17 protein-coding genes are annotated in these 21,465 nt (G+C 43.2%); 16 read left to right on the forward strand and 1 reads right to left on the reverse strand.

From position 1 onward, the window contains the following. Positions 1 to 187: 187 nt before the first annotated feature. The 13 genes from DESYODRAFT_RS10735 to DESYODRAFT_RS10795 all read left to right on the forward strand — a co-directional run bounded on the left by DESYODRAFT_RS10735 (position 188) and on the right by DESYODRAFT_RS10795 (position 14,900). On the forward strand, positions 188 to 2,461 hold the full coding sequence (locus DESYODRAFT_RS10735; RefSeq protein ID WP_242833616.1) for a xanthine dehydrogenase family protein molybdopterin-binding subunit: 2,274 nt from the start codon (positions 188 to 190) through the stop codon (positions 2,459 to 2,461). A gap of 92 nt (positions 2,462 to 2,553) precedes the next feature. Beyond that, positions 2,554 to 3,012, forward strand: a complete 459-nt coding sequence (locus tag DESYODRAFT_RS10740; protein ID WP_007782906.1) for a (2Fe-2S)-binding protein — start codon at positions 2,554 to 2,556, stop codon at positions 3,010 to 3,012. 57 nt (positions 3,013 to 3,069) lie between these two features. Continuing rightward, on the forward strand, positions 3,070 to 4,245 hold the full coding sequence (locus DESYODRAFT_RS10745) for a MalY/PatB family protein (protein WP_007782908.1): 1,176 nt from the start codon (positions 3,070 to 3,072) through the stop codon (positions 4,243 to 4,245). 185 nt (positions 4,246 to 4,430) lie between these two features. Continuing rightward, entirely contained in the window at positions 4,431 to 5,198 is a 768-nt protein-coding gene (locus tag DESYODRAFT_RS10750) for an ABC transporter ATP-binding protein (protein ID WP_007782910.1), read from the forward strand. Further along, positions 5,191 to 6,033 (forward strand): ABC transporter permease, encoded by an 843-nt coding sequence (locus tag DESYODRAFT_RS10755; protein WP_007782913.1) that lies wholly within the window; start codon positions 5,191 to 5,193, stop codon positions 6,031 to 6,033. The genes DESYODRAFT_RS10750 and DESYODRAFT_RS10755 overlap by 8 nt, the downstream gene beginning before the upstream one ends. Before the next feature lie 61 nt (positions 6,034 to 6,094). Further along, a complete protein-coding gene (locus DESYODRAFT_RS10760; protein WP_007782915.1) occupies positions 6,095 to 7,102 on the forward strand; it encodes an ABC transporter substrate-binding protein in 1,008 nt (335 codons plus the stop codon). Between the two features lie 270 nt (positions 7,103 to 7,372). Further along, entirely contained in the window at positions 7,373 to 8,281 is a 909-nt protein-coding gene (locus tag DESYODRAFT_RS10765) for an EamA family transporter (RefSeq protein ID WP_042339602.1), read from the forward strand. Between the two features lie 237 nt (positions 8,282 to 8,518). Next, complete coding sequence (locus tag DESYODRAFT_RS10770) at positions 8,519 to 10,648, forward strand: transglycosylase domain-containing protein (protein WP_007782921.1); 2,130 nt, start codon at positions 8,519 to 8,521, stop codon at positions 10,646 to 10,648. Positions 10,649 to 10,756: 108 nt separating this feature from the next. Further along, positions 10,757 to 11,743: an ABC transporter substrate-binding protein gene (locus DESYODRAFT_RS10775; protein ID WP_007782924.1), complete on the forward strand. Its 987-nt coding sequence runs from the start codon at positions 10,757 to 10,759 to the stop codon at positions 11,741 to 11,743. A gap of 100 nt (positions 11,744 to 11,843) precedes the next feature. Then, positions 11,844 to 12,611: an ABC transporter ATP-binding protein gene (locus tag DESYODRAFT_RS10780; RefSeq protein WP_007782928.1), complete on the forward strand. Its 768-nt coding sequence runs from the start codon at positions 11,844 to 11,846 to the stop codon at positions 12,609 to 12,611. Next, positions 12,595 to 13,365 carry an ABC transporter permease gene (locus tag DESYODRAFT_RS10785; protein WP_007782930.1) on the forward strand — a complete coding sequence of 257 codons (771 nt, stop codon included), beginning with the start codon at positions 12,595 to 12,597 and terminating at the stop codon, positions 13,363 to 13,365. The genes DESYODRAFT_RS10780 and DESYODRAFT_RS10785 overlap by 17 nt, the downstream gene beginning before the upstream one ends. Positions 13,366 to 13,432: 67 nt before the next feature. After that, positions 13,433 to 13,792 (forward strand): bacillithiol system redox-active protein YtxJ, encoded by a 360-nt coding sequence (gene ytxJ, locus DESYODRAFT_RS10790; RefSeq protein WP_007782932.1) that lies wholly within the window; start codon positions 13,433 to 13,435, stop codon positions 13,790 to 13,792. Positions 13,793 to 13,940: 148 nt separating this feature from the next. Continuing rightward, the gene (locus tag DESYODRAFT_RS10795; RefSeq protein ID WP_007782933.1) at positions 13,941 to 14,900 is read left to right on the forward strand and encodes an EamA family transporter; all 960 of its coding nucleotides are present in this window, start codon (positions 13,941 to 13,943) and stop codon (positions 14,898 to 14,900) included. A gap of 279 nt (positions 14,901 to 15,179) precedes the next feature. Here the strand turns inward: DESYODRAFT_RS10795 and DESYODRAFT_RS10800 are convergent, their stop codons facing one another. Beyond that, on the reverse strand, positions 15,180 to 15,518 hold the full coding sequence (locus tag DESYODRAFT_RS10800; protein ID WP_007782934.1) for a DsrE family protein: 339 nt from the start codon (positions 15,516 to 15,518) through the stop codon (positions 15,180 to 15,182). Between the two features lie 338 nt (positions 15,519 to 15,856). Between DESYODRAFT_RS10800 and glgB the strand changes: the two genes are divergently transcribed. Genes glgB through DESYODRAFT_RS10815 form a run of 3 tightly spaced genes read left to right on the forward strand, consistent with a single transcriptional unit; the run spans position 15,857 to position 21,458 of the window. Further along, positions 15,857 to 17,803, forward strand: coding sequence for a 1,4-alpha-glucan branching protein GlgB (gene glgB, locus DESYODRAFT_RS10805; RefSeq protein WP_007782936.1), 1,947 nt, complete (start codon positions 15,857 to 15,859; stop codon positions 17,801 to 17,803). Beyond that, the gene (locus tag DESYODRAFT_RS10810; RefSeq protein WP_007782938.1) at positions 17,764 to 20,211 is read left to right on the forward strand and encodes a glycogen/starch/alpha-glucan phosphorylase; all 2,448 of its coding nucleotides are present in this window, start codon (positions 17,764 to 17,766) and stop codon (positions 20,209 to 20,211) included. The genes glgB and DESYODRAFT_RS10810 overlap by 40 nt, the downstream gene beginning before the upstream one ends. 47 nt (positions 20,212 to 20,258) lie before the next feature. Next, positions 20,259 to 21,458, forward strand: a complete 1,200-nt coding sequence (locus DESYODRAFT_RS10815) for a glucose-1-phosphate adenylyltransferase (RefSeq protein ID WP_007782939.1) — start codon at positions 20,259 to 20,261, stop codon at positions 21,456 to 21,458. The last annotated feature ends 7 nt before the right edge of the window (positions 21,459 to 21,465 follow it).

The following is a 21,465-nucleotide window of genomic DNA, read 5'->3' on the forward strand; positions in this document are numbered from 1 at the left end:
TGCCTCTGAATTATTAGTCAATATTCTTTTAGTTCTATTGGTGGTTTTAATTATATCAAAAATATATCAATACAACGAGCTAAACACATGATAAGAGTAGGCGATGTTAGAGAAATTGATGTTAGGGTATGTATGTTAGTTTAAGGTTAGTTAAAGTGAACTGCATAAGTCTCAACAAAGCTGAGGAGTGAGAGTATTGGAGAAGGATTTAAACTATGTTGGGCACACGTTTCCTATTCATGATGCATCGCAAAAAGTAAGGGGAGATTTAGAATACTTAAGTGATATGAAACTCCCTAAGATGTTATATGCCAAACTGCTTTTGAGTCCTATAGCTCATGGGTTAATTACTAAAATTGATACGAGCAGAGCAGAAGCTTTGCCGGGGGTTATCCGGGTTTTTACTCATTTAAATACTCCCAGTAAAACTTACAGCCGCTACCGAATTGTGCCGGATCAAGAATTTTGCTTAGAGGATGAGCGGCTCTTAACTGACAAGGTAAGGTTTGTCGGGGATCGGGTGGCTGCAGTTGTGGCAATCAGTAAAGGAATTGCCAAGCAGGCTATTGGGCTAATTCAAGTGGAATATGAGCCATTGCCTGTTTTGAGCACACCTGAGCAAGCCCTTCTGGACCAAGAGACAAAAATTCATCCCGGGGGAAACCTGCTCCATGAATATCAGCACAAATTAGGGGAGCAGGTTTCATCTTCTGATGATGATATCATTGTCGAAACTGTCACAAAGACTCAAAAAGTGCATCACGCGGCAATGGAAACTCATGTCTGTCTGGCGGATTTTGACAGATCAGGAAAGCTTACTTTGTGGGCCGCTTGTCAAGGGGTTTTTGGGGTCAGAACGATTGTGGCCGATTTATTAGAACTAAGCTATAACAATGTCAGAGTCATTAAAGTTCCCATGGGTGGTTCTTTTGGCGGAAGACAGGAAACTATTTTGGAACCGATTACAGCTTTTTTAGCTAAGGAAGTCAAGGGTCCTGTCAAATTGATCTTAACAAGGGAAGAAACCATTATTTCGACGATGACCAGACCGGCTACCACCTCAAGAATAAGAACTAAAGCTGCTGATGATGGAATGCTGGCGGAATGCAGTGTGGATACCATTGTAGATGCCGGTGCCTATGCGACCAGTTCAATCGACAATACCTATGTTATGTCCAAAAAGATTTGTAAATTATATAGAATCCCTTACTATGAACATTCAGGCAAGACAGTTTATACAAACACACCTATTGCCGGAGGGGCCCGGGGATGGGGAGCGCCGGAAATCATAACAGCCCTGGAAATTCATATGGATGCGGCAGCCAAAAAGCAAGCTATGGATCTTGTAGAATTCAGGCTTAAGAATCTTGTTCATCCCTATGACCTGGATAAATCCTCTCAGATTTCCTTGGGCAATGCTCGTGTGATAGAGTGCCTGGAGAAAGGTGCAGAAGTCTTTGGTTGGCATGAACGGTACAATAGGGAGCCGGACCAAGGCAGATTTCGCAGAGGGGTGGGATTAGCCTGCGCTGCCCATAAGAACGGCATGTACGGGGGATTTCCTGAGCATAGTACCATGACTCTGAAGGTGAATGAGGATGGCAGTTTTATTCTTGTTACGGGTCTTCACGAGATGGGGTGCGGAACGATTACTTCGATTAAGCAAATCGCTGCAGAGGTCTTAGATGTTGATCCCGGCAAGATTACCGTATTAGAAGCAGATACTGAATACGGTCCGTATGATTTTGGCTCGTATGGCAGCAGAGTAACCTACATATGTGGTGCTTGTGCCTTTGAAGCGGCCAAGCGAGTAAAAGAGATGTTAATGGAATGCGCATCTGATATTTTTCAAAAACCTAAAGAGTCTTTAGAAACTAAAAATGGCAGAGTGTGGGTCGTTGGGGATGAGCGGCACCCAATAAGTTATCGTGACATCGCGACAACTGCCAAAGTTAAGAATAATATGGACATTGTCATTACACATACTTATCATGGAACCTCTAATCCAGGTGCCTATGCGGTGCATTTTACTGAGGTGGAGGTTGATACCGCCACGGGAAGAGTTCAGGTCTTGGATTATTTGGCGGCGCATGATATTGGTAAAGCCATAAATCCCGGGATGGTTGAAGGACAGATTCAAGGCGGCGTTCAAATGGGAATAGGCTACGCCTTGTATGAAGAAATAAAAGTTTTTAACGATGGCAGTATTCTGAATAGCAGCTTTAAAAATTATCATGTGCTTAATGCGCCGGACATGCCTTTGGTCAGAACTCTTTTGATAGAAGAAGGCGGAGATGAAGGACCTTACGGTGCGAAGAGCATAGGAGAAATTGCCTTTGTTCCTGTGGCTGCAGCGGTAGTTAATGCCGTTAATAATGCTCTGGGAACCTCCATGTCCGATTTGCCTCTCACGCCGGAGAAGATTTTAAAAGCCTGGAAATTTCTTAAGGTAAATGTTTAAGAGACTTTATTTGTTTATCAAGAGTAAATATAAGACTGCAAGAGCAGCTTAAGAGGACAGGACCTTTAATTTATAAGATGAGGGTGGAAACTATGCAAATTGAGTTTAAGGTCAATGGCAAAGAACATACTATGAATGTCCAGCCAACCATGAGGTTAGTTGATTTGTTAAGAGAGGAACTGGGATTAACAGGGACTAAAGAGGGGTGTGGTGAAGGGGAGTGCGGATCCTGTACAGTGCTTATGAACGGGAAGGCTGTTAATTCCTGTCTGGTTCTTGTACCTCAAATCAGGGGCCAGGAGATCCTCACTATCGAAGCTTTGGAACAGGATGGACAATTGGACAAACTGCAAGAATCCTTCATTAATAACAGCGCAGTCCAATGCGGCTACTGTACACCGGGAATGCTGATGTCGGCTAAGGCTCTATTGATGACCAATCCTCATCCCACTGAAGAAGACATCAAAACGGCAATTGCCGGAAATTTATGCAGATGTACTGGATACAATAAAATAGTGCAGGCCATCAAAGAGGCCGCGGCGCAGATATAACTTCAAAGTGATTCATAATCCAACTTCATGTCTTAATTAAAAGGAGAACTCTGAGCTATGAAATACAATTTTGATCAGGTTATCGATCGCCGCCAGACTTGTTCAGTAAAATGGGATTTTAATCAACAGATATTTGGGTGTGAGGATATTTTGCCCTTGTGGGTTGCGGACATGGATTTTCAAGCTCCGGATGCTGTTGTTGAAGCTCTGGTCAACCGTGCCAGGCATGGGATATTTGGCTATTCTAATGGAATGGACGGTTATTACGAGGCCCTTATTGCCTGGTTGGGTGATCGTCATAATTGGGAGATTCAGCAAGACTGGATTTCCTTCAGCCCGGGAGTTGTCTTTGCATTATATGAATTGGTACGCAGTTTGACAAAGCCTGGGGATAAGATCCTTATTCAATCTCCGGTATATCCGCCTTTCTTCAAAGCGGTCAAAAACAATGGCCGAGAGGTAGTTAATAGTCAGCTAAGAGTCGAACATGGCCGGTATGTCATGGACTTTGAGGATTTAGAAGAAAAGTTTTCCGGCGGTGTTAAGATGATGATTTTATGCAGCCCCCACAATCCTGTGGGGCGGGTCTGGGAGCGTGAAGAACTTGATCGCTTAGGCCGGCTCTGTCTGGCATATAATGTTATCGTCATCTCAGATGAAATTCACGGTGATCTTATCTATGAAGGACATCGCCATATTCCCCTCGCTTCACTTTCCCCTGAGTTAGCCATGCAATCCATTGTTTGCACGGCGCCCAGTAAGACATTTAATTTAGCAGGTTTACAGACTTCAAACCTCATCATTCCAAACCCCGAGTATCGAAAAGCCTATGAAGCGTCACGTGACTTAACCGGTATTCATAATCCCAATGTATTTGGCATAACTGCTTTAGAAGCAGCTTATCGAGAGGGGGAAGACTGGCTGAATCAGCTAATGCACTACTTGAAGGAGAGTGTGGAATTCCTTAAGTCATCCCTTGCCCAAGAACTCCCACAGATTAAGCTGACTCAGCCTGAGGGAACCTATTTAGTATGGTTGGATTTTAGGGAACTTGGAATGAAGCCCGAGGAATTACAAAAGTTTTTGGTGCATAAGGCAGGGGTTGGGTTAAACCCAGGCTATCAGTTCGGTTCTGGCGGAGAAGGTTTTGCACGGCTAAATATTGGCTGTGCTCGCTCAGTACTTAGAGAAGGTTTGGAACGCCTTAGAACTGCTGTTTGTGAATTGAGCTAGGTTTGTATTGTGTTAAATTAGATCTTAGAAACTCCTGAGTTTCGGAATTACCGAATTCCTAAACTCAGGAGTTTTTTTCGTTTCCTGCAAATCACTGCCGGTTTGGAAAATTTACGAATTGCTCACCGATTAAGATCCTGCCCAATACACTATTAGAAATTGAGATGTGTTTGGGGGGGATGCCATTGAAACCTGTCGTCGAAGTTCAAAATGTAGGAATGAAATATCAGTCCCTTAACGGAGAAATAATCGCCCTCGAAGATATTAACTTTACAGTGCACGATGGAGAGTTTGTCAGTATAGTCGGTCCAAGCGGGTGTGGCAAATCCACCCTATTATCGATTATATCCGGGCTTATTTTTTCAACCTCCGGTACGGTTTTATTATCCGGAGAAAAGGTTACGGGGACATCTCCGAAAATAGGATATATGCTGCAAAAGGATCATCTCTTTGGCTGGAGGACTATTTATCAAAATGTCATGCTCGGTTTAGAAATACGAAAAAGTGTCACAAAAGAGTCCAAGGAACGTGCTGCTCATCTTCTTAAAACATATGGTCTGTACGAGTTTAAAGATAAATATCCCAATCAGCTTTCGGGCGGAATGAGACAAAGAGCCGCCCTGATCAGGACCCTTGTAACGGACCCTCAGATTCTTTTATTAGATGAGGCCTTTTCGGCCTTGGATTACCAAACCAGGCTGGTCGTCAATGATGATATCTACGGCATTATCAAAAAAGAAAATAAGACGGCACTATTGGTTACCCATGATATTGCTGAGAGTATCAGCATGGCGGACCGAGTTATTTTATTATCGAAGCGGCCTGGAACAGTCAAAAATATCTACGATATTAAACTGAGCTGTGATAAAAGGACTCCTATATCTTCTCGGGAGACACCAGAGTTCATGCCTTATTTTCAAGAGATATGGAAGGGGCTTGATGTCCATGTCTAAGCAAAAATACGATCATAGTTCTCACATGGCTCAGAACCCGGAGATTTCTCAAGAACATAAAGATTATTTGCATAGGGTCAGGATGGAAAAAATATCTGTTAAGGTCATTCAAATATTAATTTTTGGCATTGCTTTCTTCCTTTGGGAACTATGTGCCAATGCAAAAATCGTCGATCCTTTTATCACAAGCCAGCCCTCCAGAGTTTTGGCAACCATGCTTAATTTATATCAAGATGGAATGCTGTTTTACCACATTGGAATTACTTGTCTCGAAGCTTTCGTTGGTTTTGTCTTAGGGACAATAGTAGGAACAATTATTGCGATAATGCTATGGTGGTCTGAGTTTTTATGTAAAGTTCTGGAGCCCTATTTAGTGGTTCTTAACAGTTTGCCTAAAATTGCCCTTGGACCTGTTTTTATTGTGTGGATTGGTGCAGGCCCTGCGGCCATCATTGTTATGACCTTAGCTATTTCTCTGATTGTTACGGTATTAGAAGTTTTAAACGGATTCTTAACCACGGACCAAGAAAAAATCAAACTCGTCCGAACCTTTGGCGGCACAAAACTTCAAGTTCTTACAAAGGTTCTGCTTCCCGCCTCATACCCGACAATTATTAGTGCCCTTAAAATCAATGTCGGATTGTCATGGGTAGGGGTTATTGTAGGAGAGTTCTTAGTATCTAAGGCAGGCTTAGGCTACCTCATTGTTTATGGGGGGCAAGTCTTTAAATTGGACCTGGTCATGACCAGTGTCATTATTCTGGGCATAGCGGCTACAGTGATGTATCAGGGGGTGGTTTGCCTTGAAAAAGTGCTCGTGAAAAATAAGCTTTGAGCAAGCCGTGTTACTTATATCCACATGTAAAATTAGTAAGAATTGAAGGAGGATACTCATGATGAAGAAAAGGTTTATGCCCGTACTTATTGCGCTGATTCTGGCTGCTTCTTTAGTGCTGTCAGGCTGCAGCAGTCAACAACCTGAGCTTACAAAGGTTAAACTGTCAGAGGTTACCCATTCTATCTTTTACGCACCGCAGTATGTAGCCTTAAGTAAAGGCTTTTTTAAAGAAGAAGGACTTGACGTTGAGCTTTCTAATGGGCAAGGCGCAGACAAAGTTATGACTGCCGTGCTTTCGGGGCAGGCTGACATTGGTTTTGCCGGACCTGAGGCAAGTGTTTATGTCTACAATGAAGGTAAAGAGGATAACGCTGTCGTCTTTGCTCAGCTGACCAACGGAGATGGAACCTTTTTGATGGGCAGAGCCCCTGATCCTGATTTTCAATGGAGCGATCTGAAAGGTTTGAATATTATTGGCGGACGAAAGGGAGGAATGCCCGCTATTGTTCTTCAGTATGTTTTGAGTAAAAACGGTCTTACGGTTGGCAAAGATGTCTCCATCGATACCACAATGCAATTTGCTGCTATGCCGGGTGCCTTTATCGGCGGACAAGGGGATTATGTGATTATCTTTGAACCTACCGCATCAAGTATGGAAAAAGAGGGTAAGGCTTATATCGTAGCATCCTTAGGTGAGAATAGCGGTGAGATCCCTTATACAGCCTATTTTGCTAAAAAGAGCATGATTGAGAATAATCCGGAGCTCATTCAGAAGTTTACCAATGCTGTCTATAAAGGTCAGCAATGGGTAGCCAGTCACACACCTGAGGAAATTGCCATGGCTATAAAGCTCCAATTCCCGGATGAAAACGATCAGATTCTTGTAAGTGCAGTTAAACGTTATAAAGAGCAGGATTCCTGGAAGAAAGATCCTGTCCTGACTCAAAACGATTTTTATCTTCTGCAGCAAATTATGAAGGATGCGGGAGAACTAAACAAGATTGCTCCTTATGAAAACGTAGTAACAACAAAATTTGCAGAAAACGCCATAAGCAGCATTAAGTAAACCCCTTCAGCAAAAGCCGAGACTTAAGATTCTTCCCCCAAGGATATAAGGCGAACTTCACTCCAAAAAGTGATTCTTGGTCTGGTTTCAGGTCAAAGTGAATTAGGGATTAGGCCGCTAAGTAAAGCCTGGTCCCTTCTCGTTGTATACGGTGGCTGGAAGTCAGGTTTTCTTACACAAGAATTGATTGACAGAAACATGGGTTTCCATGATAATAGAGGAATGATTTGTGAGTATTTACATTTGAAAAAAACTGCAGAGGAAAGAATAATGAGTAACAAACAAGATAATTCCGTTGCCGTACTATTAATCCTAATCTCGGCCTTTTGGTTTAGTGTCTACCCAATTCTGGGAAAAGTGGTCTTTGCCGGGGGGGCGGGTCTATCTACGGTTTTATTATTTAGATTCGGCATTTCAGCCCTTACGCTATGGGCGATAACCATATGGAGAGAAGGATTTCCACGCTTATCCTTGAAATCCTGGCTTTCATTGTGGCTTATGGGCGGGGTGGCATATTCTATGATGGCTGGTCTGTACATATCTTCAGTGTTATATATTCCCGCCTCTTTAGCTGCTTTGCTTCTTTATGCTTATCCCATTATTGTTACTGTACTGGCCGTATTAACCAAACAAGAAATGTTTTCGAGGTTTAAATTTGCAGGATTAATCATCGCAACGTTTGGATTAGTTTTGGTTTTGGGAGTAGCCTTTCAGGGGATCAATATTCTGGGGGTTCTGCTGGCCCTTGGGGCTGCCTTTGTCTATGCAATCTATATTCTCGCAGGAAATAAAGTGTTAAAGACAATTTCACCTTTAGTAAGTACCGCTGCTATTTCTACGTCTGCCGCACTTACATATGGAGTGATTGGTTTCCAAGTCAGCGGGATGACTTGGAATCTTTCCTGGGGCACTTGGATGGGGATCGTTGGGATTGCTGTTTCAACCATTATTGCAATGCTGACGTTTTTCGAAGGTATTAAGCGTGTCGGCGCAACATCCGCATCAATTATCAGCACTACAGAACCCGTAATGACCGTAATTTTAGCTGTAATTATATTTCAAGAACACCTTACTCTTTGGCAGGTAGTAGGAGGGATTTTTGTTATTGCAGGAGGGATTTTGGCTGTCATATCTCCCGCTTCGAAAATCATCCGGCCGGTAAATTCCTCAGTTCATTAAATGTCCTCTCCGACACTCAGCTCCTTGTCTCAATCCGGAAAAGCCTTCAGTCACCTTCCAATGAAATGCGCCCCCCATCCAGAGCCCTCCTTCGGCAGAAACTTCTGCTTAGGGAGGGCTTTGCCGTGGACCTAAAGGGAAAATCTGGAGGATTTTCTGCTGTGGGAGTTGTTTTCCTGTGGTACAATAATAATGAAAATTGCTGTTTAGAAAACGAAATAGAAGGGGGGAAGCGCAGTGGAAAAAACAAACACCACTCAACTGGCACAATCGAAACTGAGAGGGTTTTTATCTAAAATTCTTCGCTTATTGAAGAACTTCAAACCTTGGAAAAAGCCTAAGTTTTGGAGCCGGCTAGGTATTATCGTTCTAATATTGATCATTATTACCAGCGGCGGAGTTACGATTTACATTTCCTCCTTAGATATCAGCAAATTACAGACGCCTCTGGCTCAGCCCTCTTATCTTTACGACCAAAACGGCAACCGGATTTCCCAACTGTCATCCTCAAAAATTGAACCTGTTTCCGGACAGCAAATCCCCCTTATTATGAAAAATGCCATTATTGCGGTCGAAGACCGCCGGTATTACGAGCATAAAGGGGTCGATCTGCGCTCTATCCTGCGTGCTCTCTACCGGGATGTGATATCGGGCGACTATTCCGAAGGGGGGAGCACGATCACCCAGCAGTTGGCCAAAAATCTTTTCTTAGCTTCGGATAAAACTCTGGCCCGCAAACTAAAAGAAGCTGCCTATGCCTTAAAGATCGAGGCGGTTCTTGACAAGGATGAAATTCTGGCAGCCTATCTTAATCGAATCTACTTTGGTGAAGGACGCTGGGGACTGCAAAATGCGGCGAGACTCTATTTTGATAAAGAGGCTGAGAATCTAACCTTAGAAGAATCCGCTTTGCTTGCCGGTTTGCTCAAAGCTCCGACGATTTATTCCCCGCTGAGCAATAAGGAAAAATCCTTAGAGAGGCGAAATCTTGTCCTTGGGTTGATGGAAGAACAGAATTACATTACTTCTGCCGAGTATCAAAAAGCCATACTTGAACCGATTGTTTTAAAAAAAGAATCTCAAAACAATCTGACGGGTCAATATGCTCCCTATGTGGATTATGTCATAGAAGAGGCAATCGATCGTATCGGCTTTACCGAAGAACAAATTTTAAACGGCGGACTGCAAATTTATACCCAAATGGACCCATTGGTACAAGAAGCGGCTGAAGATGTCTACGCAGAAAGCCATTATTTTCCTAAGGGAACAGCCGACCAAATTGTCCAAAGCGGAGTTGTGATCCTTGATCACAAGACAGGAGGTATCAGGGGATTAGTAGGATACCGCGGAGAAAGAGTATACCGTGGATTAAACCATGCGACATCAGCCCAACTTGAACGCCAGCCGGGTTCTTCCTTGAAACCCTTGTCAGTTTATGCTCCAGCCTTAGAAAAAGGTTATACCCCGAATTCCATGGTCAGCGACCATCCCTTAAATATCAATGGTTACGCTCCCCAAAATTATGACAATCAATACCGCGGATATATCACCATGCAAGAGGCCGTCCGTCAATCCTGGAATGTTCCTGCAGTTTGGCTGCTTCATGAAATAGGCGTCGAAAGCGGTGTTGATTTTACTGAACGGAGTGGAATCCCCTTGGAAAAAGAGGATCATACCCTTAGTCTGGCCTTAGGGGGTCTGTCTAAAGGGGCTACACCGCTGCAAATGGCGCAAGCCTATGGAGTGTTTGCCAATCTTGGAGTTATGAATAAGGCCTATGCCATTAGTAAGATTACTGCGAAAGATGGGCGTGTATTATTTCAAGCCCAGCCGGAGGCGGTTCAAGTGACTACTCCAAGTGTAGCCTATATGATGACTCTCATGCTGCAGGATGTTGTCACTAATGGAACCGGGAAGAATGCCAGTCTTACCCGGCCTACAGCAGGCAAGACCGGTTCTGTAGAGCTTCCTCCCGTCCAGGAGTTTGCCGGAATAAGCAAAGGGGTCAAAGACGTTTGGTTTGTCGGCTATACCCCTGAACTCACGGCTGCTGTGTGGATGGGTTATGATAACACTGACCGTGATCACTATCTTACAACAGCGGGGGGATCTGAGCCGGCCGTGGTCTTTCATGAGATCTTAGCCCGCGCTCTTAAATCCGCTCCTGTAGTCCCCTTTGAGATTCCTCAGGAATACATCGAACAGAATAAGCTGTCCAATAAATTGTACAAGTGGTATCAAGAGAATTTTTATCCTAAGGGAATTGATACTGATCGGTATGAGTATGAGGACGATGATGAGGGCGGGGGCAACGGAAACGATAAGAAGAATAATAAAGGAAACGACAAAGACCAGGGCCGGGATTAAAAACTAGGTCTTCAAGCTAATTAGAAAAAGGGATAACTAAATTCTTTGTCGAATAACTGAAATTACATCATAAAATAGGAAAGTGCAGGATAGGAGTGTCGAATGTAAATGAGGAAAAAATATCTGGGATTAAGTATGGTGTTTCTTGTACTTAGTTTGGTAATCTTTATGTCTGGCTGCGGGTCACAAAAAACTTCGGATAGTCAACCAACAAAGACAGAGGGTAAAGCAGTCAAGATCGGAGTCTTGCCGATTGAAGATAATTTGCCGTTCTATGTTGCGGAAAAGGATGAAATCTATGCTAAAGAAGGGGTCAAAGTCGAGCTGATCAGTTTCGCCAGTGCCATGGAACGGGATGCGGCACTGCAAGCAGGACAAATTGACGGACAAGTTGCGGATTTAGTAGCAGTAGCCTTGTTAAAGAAAATCGGTACGGATGTCAAGATTGCTTCGATCGGATTGGGAGCAACCCCAAAAGAGGGGCGTTTTGCTGTTTTGTCCTCCCCTAAGTCGGGTATCAGCGATATGGCAGGTTTAAAAGGAGGATCACTGGGGATATCTCAGAATTCAATTATTGATTACGTTAGTGATCAAATGCTCCTTGATAAAGGGTTAAAGCTGGAAGATGTGACGAAGATATCGATTCCTAAAATGCCGGTGCGTTTAGATATGTTGCTTTCGGATCAGATCAATACGGCTTGCCTGCCAGATCCTTTAGCTTCCCTTGCAGAAGCAAAAGGTGCTCATGTACTTGTGGATGATACTTACAAGAATATTTCCCAAACGGTTTTCTTATTCCGTGCCGAAAGCATTAAAGAGAACCCGGAGGGAATTAAAGCGGTCGTCCGGGCCTATGGCACAGCCGGACAAGCACTGACCAATAAGCCTGATCAATATCGGGACCTGTTCTTGGAAAAGGCACAAATTCCTCCGGATTTAAAGGAAAGCTACGAAACTCCGACCTTTTCTAAACTACAGCTTCCAGCCGAAGAAGATGTTAAGAGTGTCATGAAATGGATGGTTGAAAAAAACCTTATTCCCCAAGCTTATGACTACCAAGAGTTAGTAGATCCTGATCTTCTGCCGGAATCCTAGTCCGATCTTCGAAGTCTGCAAATCGGGTCGGGTGATTGTCAGCCTTAACATGAAATGTTGATATCCGGGAGGGATATCTGTAAAAAGGAGAGAATAACCTGTGATTGAAGTTTCCCACTGTAATCTGTCCTATAAGCAAGGAACGTCACAGGTCAAGGTCTATGACGATTTTAGTTTAAAGATAGAACAAGGCGAAAGTTTAGTTTTAATAGGCCCTTCAGGCTGTGGCAAGAGCACTCTGCTCTATCTTTTAGCCGGTTTATTGCAGCCTACAGGAGGACAGGTTAAGATTTGGGGTGAGCCGGTCAAGGGGACTCGCCAGAAATCAGCCATTATCCTGCAAGAATATGGACTCTTTCCTTGGCTGAATGTTGAGCAAAATGTTAGTTTGGGCTTGCGGGTCAGGCATATGAGCAGGGCAAAGTGCAAGTCGGCAGCTGAAGAAATGATTCAGAAAATGAGATTAGGGGAAGTAAAGTATAACTTTCCCAGTCAGCTGAGCGGAGGACAAAGACAGAGAGTGGCCTTGGCCAGGGCTCTGACCTTACAGCCGGATTTACTCTTAATGGATGAGCCTTTGTCAGCCTTGGATGCCTTGACTCGTGAACGGCTGCAGAAACTGCTGTTGGAAATTTGGCAGGAACGGAACTTGACGACGGTTCTGGTAACCCATAGTATAGAAGAGGCTGTTTTTCTTGGCAGCCGTATTTTGGTGCTTCTGGACGGCAGACCGACTCGTGTTGTAGGTGAAATCCATAATCCCATGGTTGGGGAAAAAGGATATCGCCAGACAGAAGAATTCTTTCAGAAAACCAGCTATGTCCGTTCACTTCTAGAAAGGGGCGGACTTGATGAATCAGCGAAGTAGATTATCCCGGGGCAAGTTCTGGGGCTACTTAGGGGCTATGTTGTTTTTACTGGCCCTTTGGCACTATGCTGCCTGGAGCCTTAAGAATCCCCTTTTACCGACACCGAAGGCCGCTATATTGGCCACCCTTCGTTTATTTGAAGCGGATCTCGGGAGACATTTTTGGGTCAGCACTTATCGTGTTGTCATTTCTACCTTCGCAGCGTTGCTGATTGGACTCCCTCTGGGATTAATCATGGGTTATGAACGGAGAATAGATCGCTTTCTTGCCCCTTTAGTTTATATAACCTATCCTATCCCCAAGATTGTCTTTCTTCCTTTGATCCTCTTGTTTCTGGGTTTAGGAGATGGTTCCAAGATTTTCCTGATCACCTTTATTGTCTTTTTTCAGATATTAGTTACAACCCGGGATGCCGCTCGTAAGGTTCAGTCGGAAACAATTTCCTCCCTGCGTTCTTTAGGCGGAAATCGGCTGCAAGTCTATCGATACGTCCTCTTACCAGCGAGTTTGCCGGATGTCTTAACCTCTCTGCGCTTGAGCATGGGAACAGCCATTGCAGTTCTGTTCTTTGCCGAGTCATTTGCCACCACCGAAGGTTTAGGATATTTTATTATGGATTCTTGGAGCCGGGCGGCACCTGATGAGATGTTTGCCGGAATTATTATGATGGCCTTACTTGGAGTCGGACTATTTATCGTCGTAGATTTTTTCGATAATATACTTTGCCGCTGGCAGCATTTAAAAAGGAACTAGTGGAACAGCGCCTGCTGACAAGCAATGGGTGCAGTAAACTTGGATTAATTGAAAGGATGTGCTAATCATGGCAGAGTTCAAGGAACTTTATGTTATCCAAGATTTAGAAGAAATTCTGGAGGAATCCCATCGGCGCAAAATTATCATCTTTAAGCATAGTACTGCCTGTCCTGTCAGTGCACGAGCCTGGCAGGAGGTGGAGGATTTTATCCGGGAAAGCACGGATGAGATTCTCGTGGCCATGATTAAAGTGATTGAATCCCGACCGGTTTCTAACCAGGCCGCAGATAATTTAGGGGTTAAACATCAATCTCCTCAGGCGTTGCTTATAAGTAAGCAGAAGGTTTTGTGGCATGCCTCACATCAGACTGTGACTAAAGCTAATATTGAAAAAGCGCTGCAAGGTGAGATTATCAACTTGCTTTAACCGTTAAGTTGAGTTATTTTTCAATATAGTAGACATAGCCGCTAAAGGAGCCTTTCGTATTGACGAATGCTCCTTTATTTGTTGAACTAAGAATAGTTGCGGATATTTAATTATGAAGCGTGCAATAAGACCTAAGGAAGTGTAATTTGTGTTAATAAAAACTAAAATCGCCCGGCTCCCTAAACACTGGTTGGGCGTAATTCAAGTTACTGGAGCAGCCATACTTTGGGGGACTTCCGCAACCTTAGCTAAACATTTATTCAATAGTGCTGTTTCGGCATTTGATGTAGCTCAAATGAGGCTGACACTATCCTTTGTACTATTATTTTTAGTGCTCTCCGTCTGTAAACCGGAGTTATTGCGTGTCCGAAGGTCCGACCTGGGCTATCTCGCGATTTTTGGCATCGTCGGTTTAGGTTTGCTTCAATTTACCTATCTCTTTGCCCTTAGTTTAACGAATGTGGCAACTGCTCTTTTTTTACAGTATACGGCACCGATCATCATTCTTATCGTTGGGCTATTATTGCGGACAGAAGTCCTCACAGGGATAAAATTGGCGGCGTTGGGTGCCTCAATTGTCGGCGGGTATTTAATTGTTGCCGGTACGGCTTCGGGCTTTGGTCTGAATCCTCTGGGGGTCGTATACGGGCTGGCAGCAGCCTGTACATTTGCTTTCTATTCAATGTATGGGAAACGCGGCCTGAAAACCTATAACTCATGGACACTTTTGGCCTGGGGGATGGGCTTCGGGTCTTTTGTCTGGTGTTTTTACCAATCTCCCTGGACTCTTGCCCTGCGCTATGGAGGATTGGAATGGCTTCAATTTCTTTACATTGCGGTGTTTGCCACAGTATTGCCTTTTGGACTTTATATTAGAGGGCTGCAAAATCTGAGCGCTTTTCGCGCGGGGATGATTGGCATGCTCGAACCTGTCGTCGGCGCCATATCGGCTTTTTTCTTTCTGGGTGAATTACTATCCCTGACTCAAATTTTTGGCAGTAGTTTGATTTTACTGGCAGTGGCCTTGCTCCAAATGAACGCTTTAAAGCAAAGTCGTGATGAGGGCTATGATCGACCGGAGAACGCCCTTCGTGAAGATGGAATCTAAGGTTCACGGCTATTGTCACAGAAGCAGATGATGGATACCCATTCGTAGAAGTAGGTCTTAATAATCCGGATAATCCATAAAACCTTGAAAGGTTCGATTAGTAAAAAGACTGTGTGAAACATAATTCTTAAAATTCAAAGTGGGTACGGGTAATAAGAGGCGTTCTTCTCTCACCATAAACGTGGGATAAGAACGCCTTTCTTTCCTGATTATTCAGACGAAAAAAGGGGCTGTGATAAAACATCAGCAAGTTTTATCACAGCCCCTGGGTGATAAGCGTTAAAGGGATATAACTCTATCCGCATCATGCATCGCTTTAATTAGCAAAGGCATGTCTGTCACTTCTCCTAAGGCAATCCTTTGCCCGATATCGTAAAACTCAAGACAGGTTTTGCAGGCTAAGAGCTTGATTCCTTCCTCATGGAGCCGTTTCAAAGCGTCATGTGCCTCAAATTCCGGCAGCAGTAGTTTTACTCCCCTTTCCATAAACAAAATATGAGTGGGTTTTAAGCTGGCTTCAGCAAGCTTACGAAAAAAGTCCCGCATTAATACTTGTCCAAGGTCCGGATCCTGATGACCTATCTTATCTGTGGAAATAAAATATACAAAGTTTGACACTAAGTAACCCCCTATCAAAAATACCTTACTGCGCTAACTATAAAGGCAATAACTCTGGGAATACTCGCATATGAAGACTATATTCGACAACTTATTCTTAATCTCCTTCATAAACTTTAAAGGAGATAAACCCAAAGATCAAACCCTTTGTTGATAATCCCAGTGAATGTTTGGAGCATTTATTCAGCTCCAGCATATGCTATCAATACACACTAAGAATGATGAATTTTAACGAAACTTGTCAGTAAATATTTACCATACTTTGAAAGGAAATATAGTTGCCTAAGAGAATAAATAGTAAAGGAGTGGGATGGTAAAGTAGGTGCAGCAAACAAACTATGAACACAAAGAGTTTTCTTGAACCAGATGAAGTTTACCTTTTTAACAGGGGTGAACTGTATCACAGTTACTTAATATTGGGTGCCCATATTATAGAGTGCGGCGCAGTCCGCGGGACAAATTTTGCTGTTTGGGTACCTGAAGCGCTTAAGGTTTGCCTTGTGGGAGAGTTTAATAACTGGTGTTCCTCCGCTGGTTCGATGATTGAAATCGGCAACACTGGGGTTTGGTCCATCTTTGTGCCCAAGGATCTCCAAGGGCAGTTCTATAAATATGAAATCCATACCAGGAATGGTCAAGTGTTGTTAAAAGCTGACCCTTTTGCCTTCTTTTCAGAATTAAGGCCGGCTACTGCCTCGATCGTTTGGCACCTGCCAGGTTATCAATGGCAGGATCAAGGGTGGATGGAATCCAGAAAAGAAATCAAGGTTAAGCAAGCTCCACTTCTGATCTATGAAGTTCATCCCGGCTCCTGGAGAAAGCAAAAGGATGGAACCTTTTATAATTGGAGAACGCTGGCAATTGAACTGCTGGATTATGTTCTGAAAATGGGGTATACCCATATTGAATTGATGCCTATTGCCGAACACCCCTTCGATGGTTCCTGGGGCTATCAAATAACAGGGTATTACTCATGCACCAGTCGATTCGGGACTCCAGAGGATTTTATGTTTTTTATAGACCAGTGCCACCAAGCAGGTATAGGGGTTATTTTAGATTGGGTTCCAGGTCATTTTTGTAAAGATGCTCATGGCTTAGGCGAATTTAACGGCTCGCCGCTCTATGAAAATGATAGAAATGAACAATGGGGAACCTATAATTTTAATTTTGAGAAATCTGAGGTTTGGAGCTATCTGATTTCCAACGCAGTTTTTTGGCTGGATATATTTCACGTCGATGGGTTAAGGGTGGATGGAGTAAGCAGTATGCTCTATTTTGACTACGGAAAGCCAGGCGATTCCTGGAGACGCAACATTTATGGAGGCCGGGAGAATCTTCAGGCTGTTGCATTTATGCAGAGGCTAAATGAAGTCGTTTCTGACTATTTTCCTGAGGTACTTATGATTGCTGAGGAATCGACGGAATGGCCGCTTGTCTCTTATCCGACGGACGTGAATGGCCTGGGCTATAATTTTAAATGGAATATGGGTTGGATGAACGATACTTTGCGCTATATGAGCCTGGATTTTCCTTTGCGTAAAGCTAACCATCAATTGTTGACCTTCTCAATGACCTACGCTTTTTCGGAAAATTTTATTTTACCCCTATCCCATGATGAGGTGGTCCATGGCAAGAGGTCATTGATCAATAGAATGCCGGGTGATTATTGGCAGAAATTTGCAGGATTGAGAAGTCTCTATGGATATTGGATGTGCCACCCGGGTAAAAAGTTACTATTTATGGGCGGGGAGTTTGCCCAATTTATCGAGTGGAATGAGTCTGCTGAACTGGATTGGTTTCTTTTAGAGTATGAAATGCACAGGAAGCTTCAAACCTTTGTGCGGGATTTAAATAAATTATACCGTCAAGAAAAAGCCCTTTGGGAAAACGAAGAGGATTGGTCAGGCTTTGAATGGATTGATGTCCATAATCATCAGCAAAGTATTCTGGTATTTTGCCGAAAAGCGCAGGAAAAGGATGATTTCCTTGTTATATTGATCAATTTCCAGACCAATCGTTATGAGAACTTTCGTTTGGGAGTACCCCAAAAAGGGCTCTATCAAGAACTATTTAATTCTGATCAGGGGATTTACGGGGGGAACAATCACATTAATCCATCATTAATCAAAGCCGAAAAGGTTGCCTGGCACGGTCAAATGTTCTCATTAACCATCAAGGTTGCTCCCTTAGCAATCATAATCTTAAAACCAACGTTTGAGAGGAAAGAATTGGAGGGACAAAAGGTATGTTCACCGATAAAGAAAGCTTTAAGCAAGCCTATCTAATGAAGCTGATTGCAGGGGAAGGAATTACAGCCGATGAAGCGACCCCTTGGGATAAATTTGTGGCCTTAGTTATGCTGCTCAAAGAAAAAATGAGCTATTACCGGGCTATCAATAAAAACTCTATTTCTCAGGGAAAACAAATCTACTATTTTTCCATGGAGTTTCTAATTGGCAAACTTCTGCATAATTATTTAGTCAACTTCAAAATAGAGGATCTGGTAAGAGAAGGTTTGGCAGACTTGGATATTAAGCTTGAGGATCTCTTGGAGCAGGAAGCAGATCCGGGGTTGGGTAATGGAGGTTTAGGAAGACTGGCCGCTTGTTTTCTCGATTCGATGGCTTTCCTGGGAATTGATGGGCATGGCAATGGTATTCGCTATAAGTATGGGTTGTTTGAGCAAAAAATTGTATCCGGGAATCAAGTTGAGATAGCAGACAACTGGCTGAAAAATGGTTATCCTTGGGAAATGAGAAAGATGGATAAAGCAGTTATCGTCAAATTTAAAGGGACAGTGAGGCATGAACTTAAAGATGGCCGGGTCGTGTTTGTCCATGAAAACTATGAGCCGGTCCTGGCTGTGCCCTATGATGTCCCGATTATGAGCTACGACAATCCAAGCTATATTAACAACTTAAGGTTATGGAGCGCGGAAACCACCTGCAGTGAACTGGATTTGGCCTGTTTTAATCGGGGAGAGTTTAATCAGGCGACAAGCTTTAGGTCAGAAGTAGAGGCTATTTCGTATATTCTCTATCCGGACGATAGCAGCCGGGCCGGCAGAGAGTTAAGGCTCAGACAGGAATATTTCTTTGTTGCCGCTGGTTTAGGAACCATTGTGAGGAGTTATAAGAAAAAGAATGGGTTAAGTTCCCTGCATAACTTCTCAAGACGTGTTTCAGTTCATATTAATGATACTCATCCGGTATTGTGTATCCCTGAACTGATGCGCATCCTGATTGATGAAGAAGGAATGGGATGGGATGAAGCCTGGAATATCACGGTTAACACTATGTCCTTTACCAATCATACCATTATGCCTGAAGCCATGGAAAAGTGGCCGATTGACATGGTCAAAACTCTTTTGCCCAGGATCTATATGATTATTGAAGAGATCGACCGAAGGTTTAAAGAAGATCTGGCAGCTCGTTTTATGGATCATGAGGAAGTGGTGCAGAACACCCATATTTTGAAAGATGGATATGTTTGGATGGCTAATCTGGCCATTGTCGGCAGTTCTTCCGTAAATGGGGTCGCCCAATTACACACAAAAATTCTAAAAAATGAAGTGTTTAAAGACTACTTCCGTGTTTTCGGGTATAAATTTAATAATAAGACCAATGGAGTGAATCACAGGCGTTTTCTTTTAGCCGCAAATCCCAAGTTATCTCACCTGATCACAGAGGCGGTCGGGCCAAACTGGAAGGAAGATGCCGGAGAACTAAAGAAACTTCAGGCTTTTAAGGATGATCAGAGTTTTTTAGAACAGCTGGCTAAAGTAAAGTATGAAAACAAATGCCGCTTGGCTGAGAGGGTCACTTCCGGATATGGGATTGTCCTTGACCCACAGTCCATATTTGATGTCCAGGTAAAACGAATTCATGCCTATAAACGGCAATTGCTTAATGTCTTAAAGATTATGCACTTGTACAATAAGTGCCTGAATGAACCGGATAGGTTAACAGGTTCACAAACTTTCATCTTCGGCGGAAAAGCAGCTCCCGGCTATCATTATGCCAAAACCGTTATTAAGCTCATTAATTGCTTAAGTAAAAAGATAGAACAGGATCCGAGAGTTCGGGAGAAACTTAAAATTGTCTTTATCGAGAATTTCAATGTATCCCAAGGAGAATTGATTTATCCGGCGGCTGACATCAGTGAACAAATATCAACGGCCAGCAAAGAAGCTTCAGGTACCGGAAATATGAAATTCATGATGAACGGGGCTCTTACCTTAGGGACTCTGGATGGAGCTAATGTAGAAATCAGAGAGGCTGTGGGAGAGGATAATGTTTTCATCTTTGGGCTGACTGCTGAGCAAGTACTGGATTACACCCGGCATGGAGGATATAAGCCATGGGATGAATACCACAATCATCCCGAACTGAGAACCTGTGTGGACCAATTAAATGGCGGATTTTTCGATAATATGGGAGAAGAATTCAGAACGTTATACGATTCTCTGATGATTTATAATGACGAATTCTTTATATTGAAGGATTTCCCATCCTATATTCAAACCCATGAAAAGCTTCAATCCCTTTACTTGAATCCCAAGGAGTGGAACAAACATTCGCTGCTCAATATTGCGGGTTCAGGGATCTTCTCAAGTGACAGAACCATCAGGGAATATGCAGATTGGATATGGAAGGTCCGATATCGTACGGTGAATAGTATTTCCTCAATTTAAGCCATCCATCAGGCAGTCAACAGAGACTAAGAGAAAGGGGATAATATATGAAAAGGCGGGAATGTATTGCAATGCTCTTAGCCGGCGGACAAGGAAGCCGATTAGGCGGTTTAACCAGAAATCGTGCTAAACCAGCAGTCTCTTTCTGCGGTAAGTATCGAATTATTGACTTTACGTTGAGTAACTGCACCAATTCAAACATTAATACGGTCGGTGTTCTTATTCAATATAAGCCGTTTCTCCTGAATTCATATATCGGTCTGGGTTCTGCGTGGGATTTAGATAATCCTTTTGGCGGAGTTCATATTCTTCCGCCCTTTCTCGGGGAAACAGAAGGAAGTTGGTATAACGGAACGGCAAATGCCGTGTACCAAAATTATGAGTTCATCGATTATTACGATCCGGAATACGTGATCATTCTTTCTGGAGACCATGTCTATAAAATGGACTATACTCTTATGCTCAAGTTTCACAAAGAAAAAAAATCTGAGATTACCATAGCTACAATTCAAGTACCGTGGGAGGAGGCTTCCCGGTTTGGGATTCTAACCATTGATGAAGACTCCAGAATTACGAAATTCACTGAAAAACCAACCCAGCCGGATAGTAATCTTGCCTCGATGGGGGTCTATATCTTTAACGGTTCCACCCTTAAGCAAGCTTTAATTGCCGATAAGGGAGATTATTTGTCCCAAAATGATTTCGGGAAAAATATTATTCCTCATCAATTGAATCAGGGAAAACGAGTTTATGCCTATAAGTTTGACGGATACTGGCGGGATGTGGGTACTATTGAAAGCTATTATCAAGCGAATATGGAGTCTTTAAGAGATGGGCACTTTCTTAATTTTTTTGATCCGAAGTTTCGGATCTTTTCCAATGAAGATATCTTTCCTCCACACTTCATAGGGTCAACAGCGGAACTGGAGAATAGTTTGATTTGTAATGGGTGCATCGTGCATGGCAAGGTCATTAATTCAATTTTGGCACCGGGGGTCTATGTGGGAGAAGGGGTAGAAATAAGAGATTCTATTGTTTTGCCATATGTAAAAGTACACAAAGGATCGGTCGTTCGCCGGACAATTATTGGAGAAAATGCAGAAATCATGAGTCACTGTGTTATTGGTGCAGATGGGCTGGGAGATCCTCCGCAAGATGGTATAACGGTTATCGAGGATAATCATCTGATTGCTGAAGGTACTGTTATTAATGCCGGTATGAATATTTACAGGAGCCGGGCGATTTAAAGGAGGG

Source organism: Desulfosporosinus youngiae DSM 17734, from assembly GCF_000244895.1.
Taxonomy (GTDB): Bacteria; Bacillota; Desulfitobacteriia; order Desulfitobacteriales; family Desulfitobacteriaceae; genus Desulfosporosinus; species Desulfosporosinus youngiae.

Coding starts and splice junctions, on each gene's coding strand:
- DESYODRAFT_RS10755 (WP_007782913.1), top strand. CDS start 5,191: ATGTCTAAGCAAAAATACGATCATAGTTCTCACATGGCTCAGAACCCG.
- ytxJ (WP_007782932.1), top strand. CDS start 13,433: ATGGCAGAGTTCAAGGAACTTTATGTTATCCAAGATTTAGAAGAAATT.
- DESYODRAFT_RS10760 (WP_007782915.1), top strand. CDS start 6,095: ATGAAGAAAAGGTTTATGCCCGTACTTATTGCGCTGATTCTGGCTGCT.
- DESYODRAFT_RS10745 (WP_007782908.1), top strand. CDS start 3,070: ATGAAATACAATTTTGATCAGGTTATCGATCGCCGCCAGACTTGTTCA.
- DESYODRAFT_RS10775 (WP_007782924.1), top strand. CDS start 10,757: ATGAGGAAAAAATATCTGGGATTAAGTATGGTGTTTCTTGTACTTAGT.
- DESYODRAFT_RS10765 (WP_042339602.1), top strand. CDS start 7,373: ATGAGTAACAAACAAGATAATTCCGTTGCCGTACTATTAATCCTAATC.
- DESYODRAFT_RS10785 (WP_007782930.1), top strand. CDS start 12,595: ATGAATCAGCGAAGTAGATTATCCCGGGGCAAGTTCTGGGGCTACTTA.
- DESYODRAFT_RS10815 (WP_007782939.1), top strand. CDS start 20,259: ATGAAAAGGCGGGAATGTATTGCAATGCTCTTAGCCGGCGGACAAGGA.
- glgB (WP_007782936.1), top strand. CDS start 15,857: ATGAACACAAAGAGTTTTCTTGAACCAGATGAAGTTTACCTTTTTAAC.
- DESYODRAFT_RS10810 (WP_007782938.1), top strand. CDS start 17,764: ATGTTCACCGATAAAGAAAGCTTTAAGCAAGCCTATCTAATGAAGCTG.
- DESYODRAFT_RS10740 (WP_007782906.1), top strand. CDS start 2,554: ATGCAAATTGAGTTTAAGGTCAATGGCAAAGAACATACTATGAATGTC.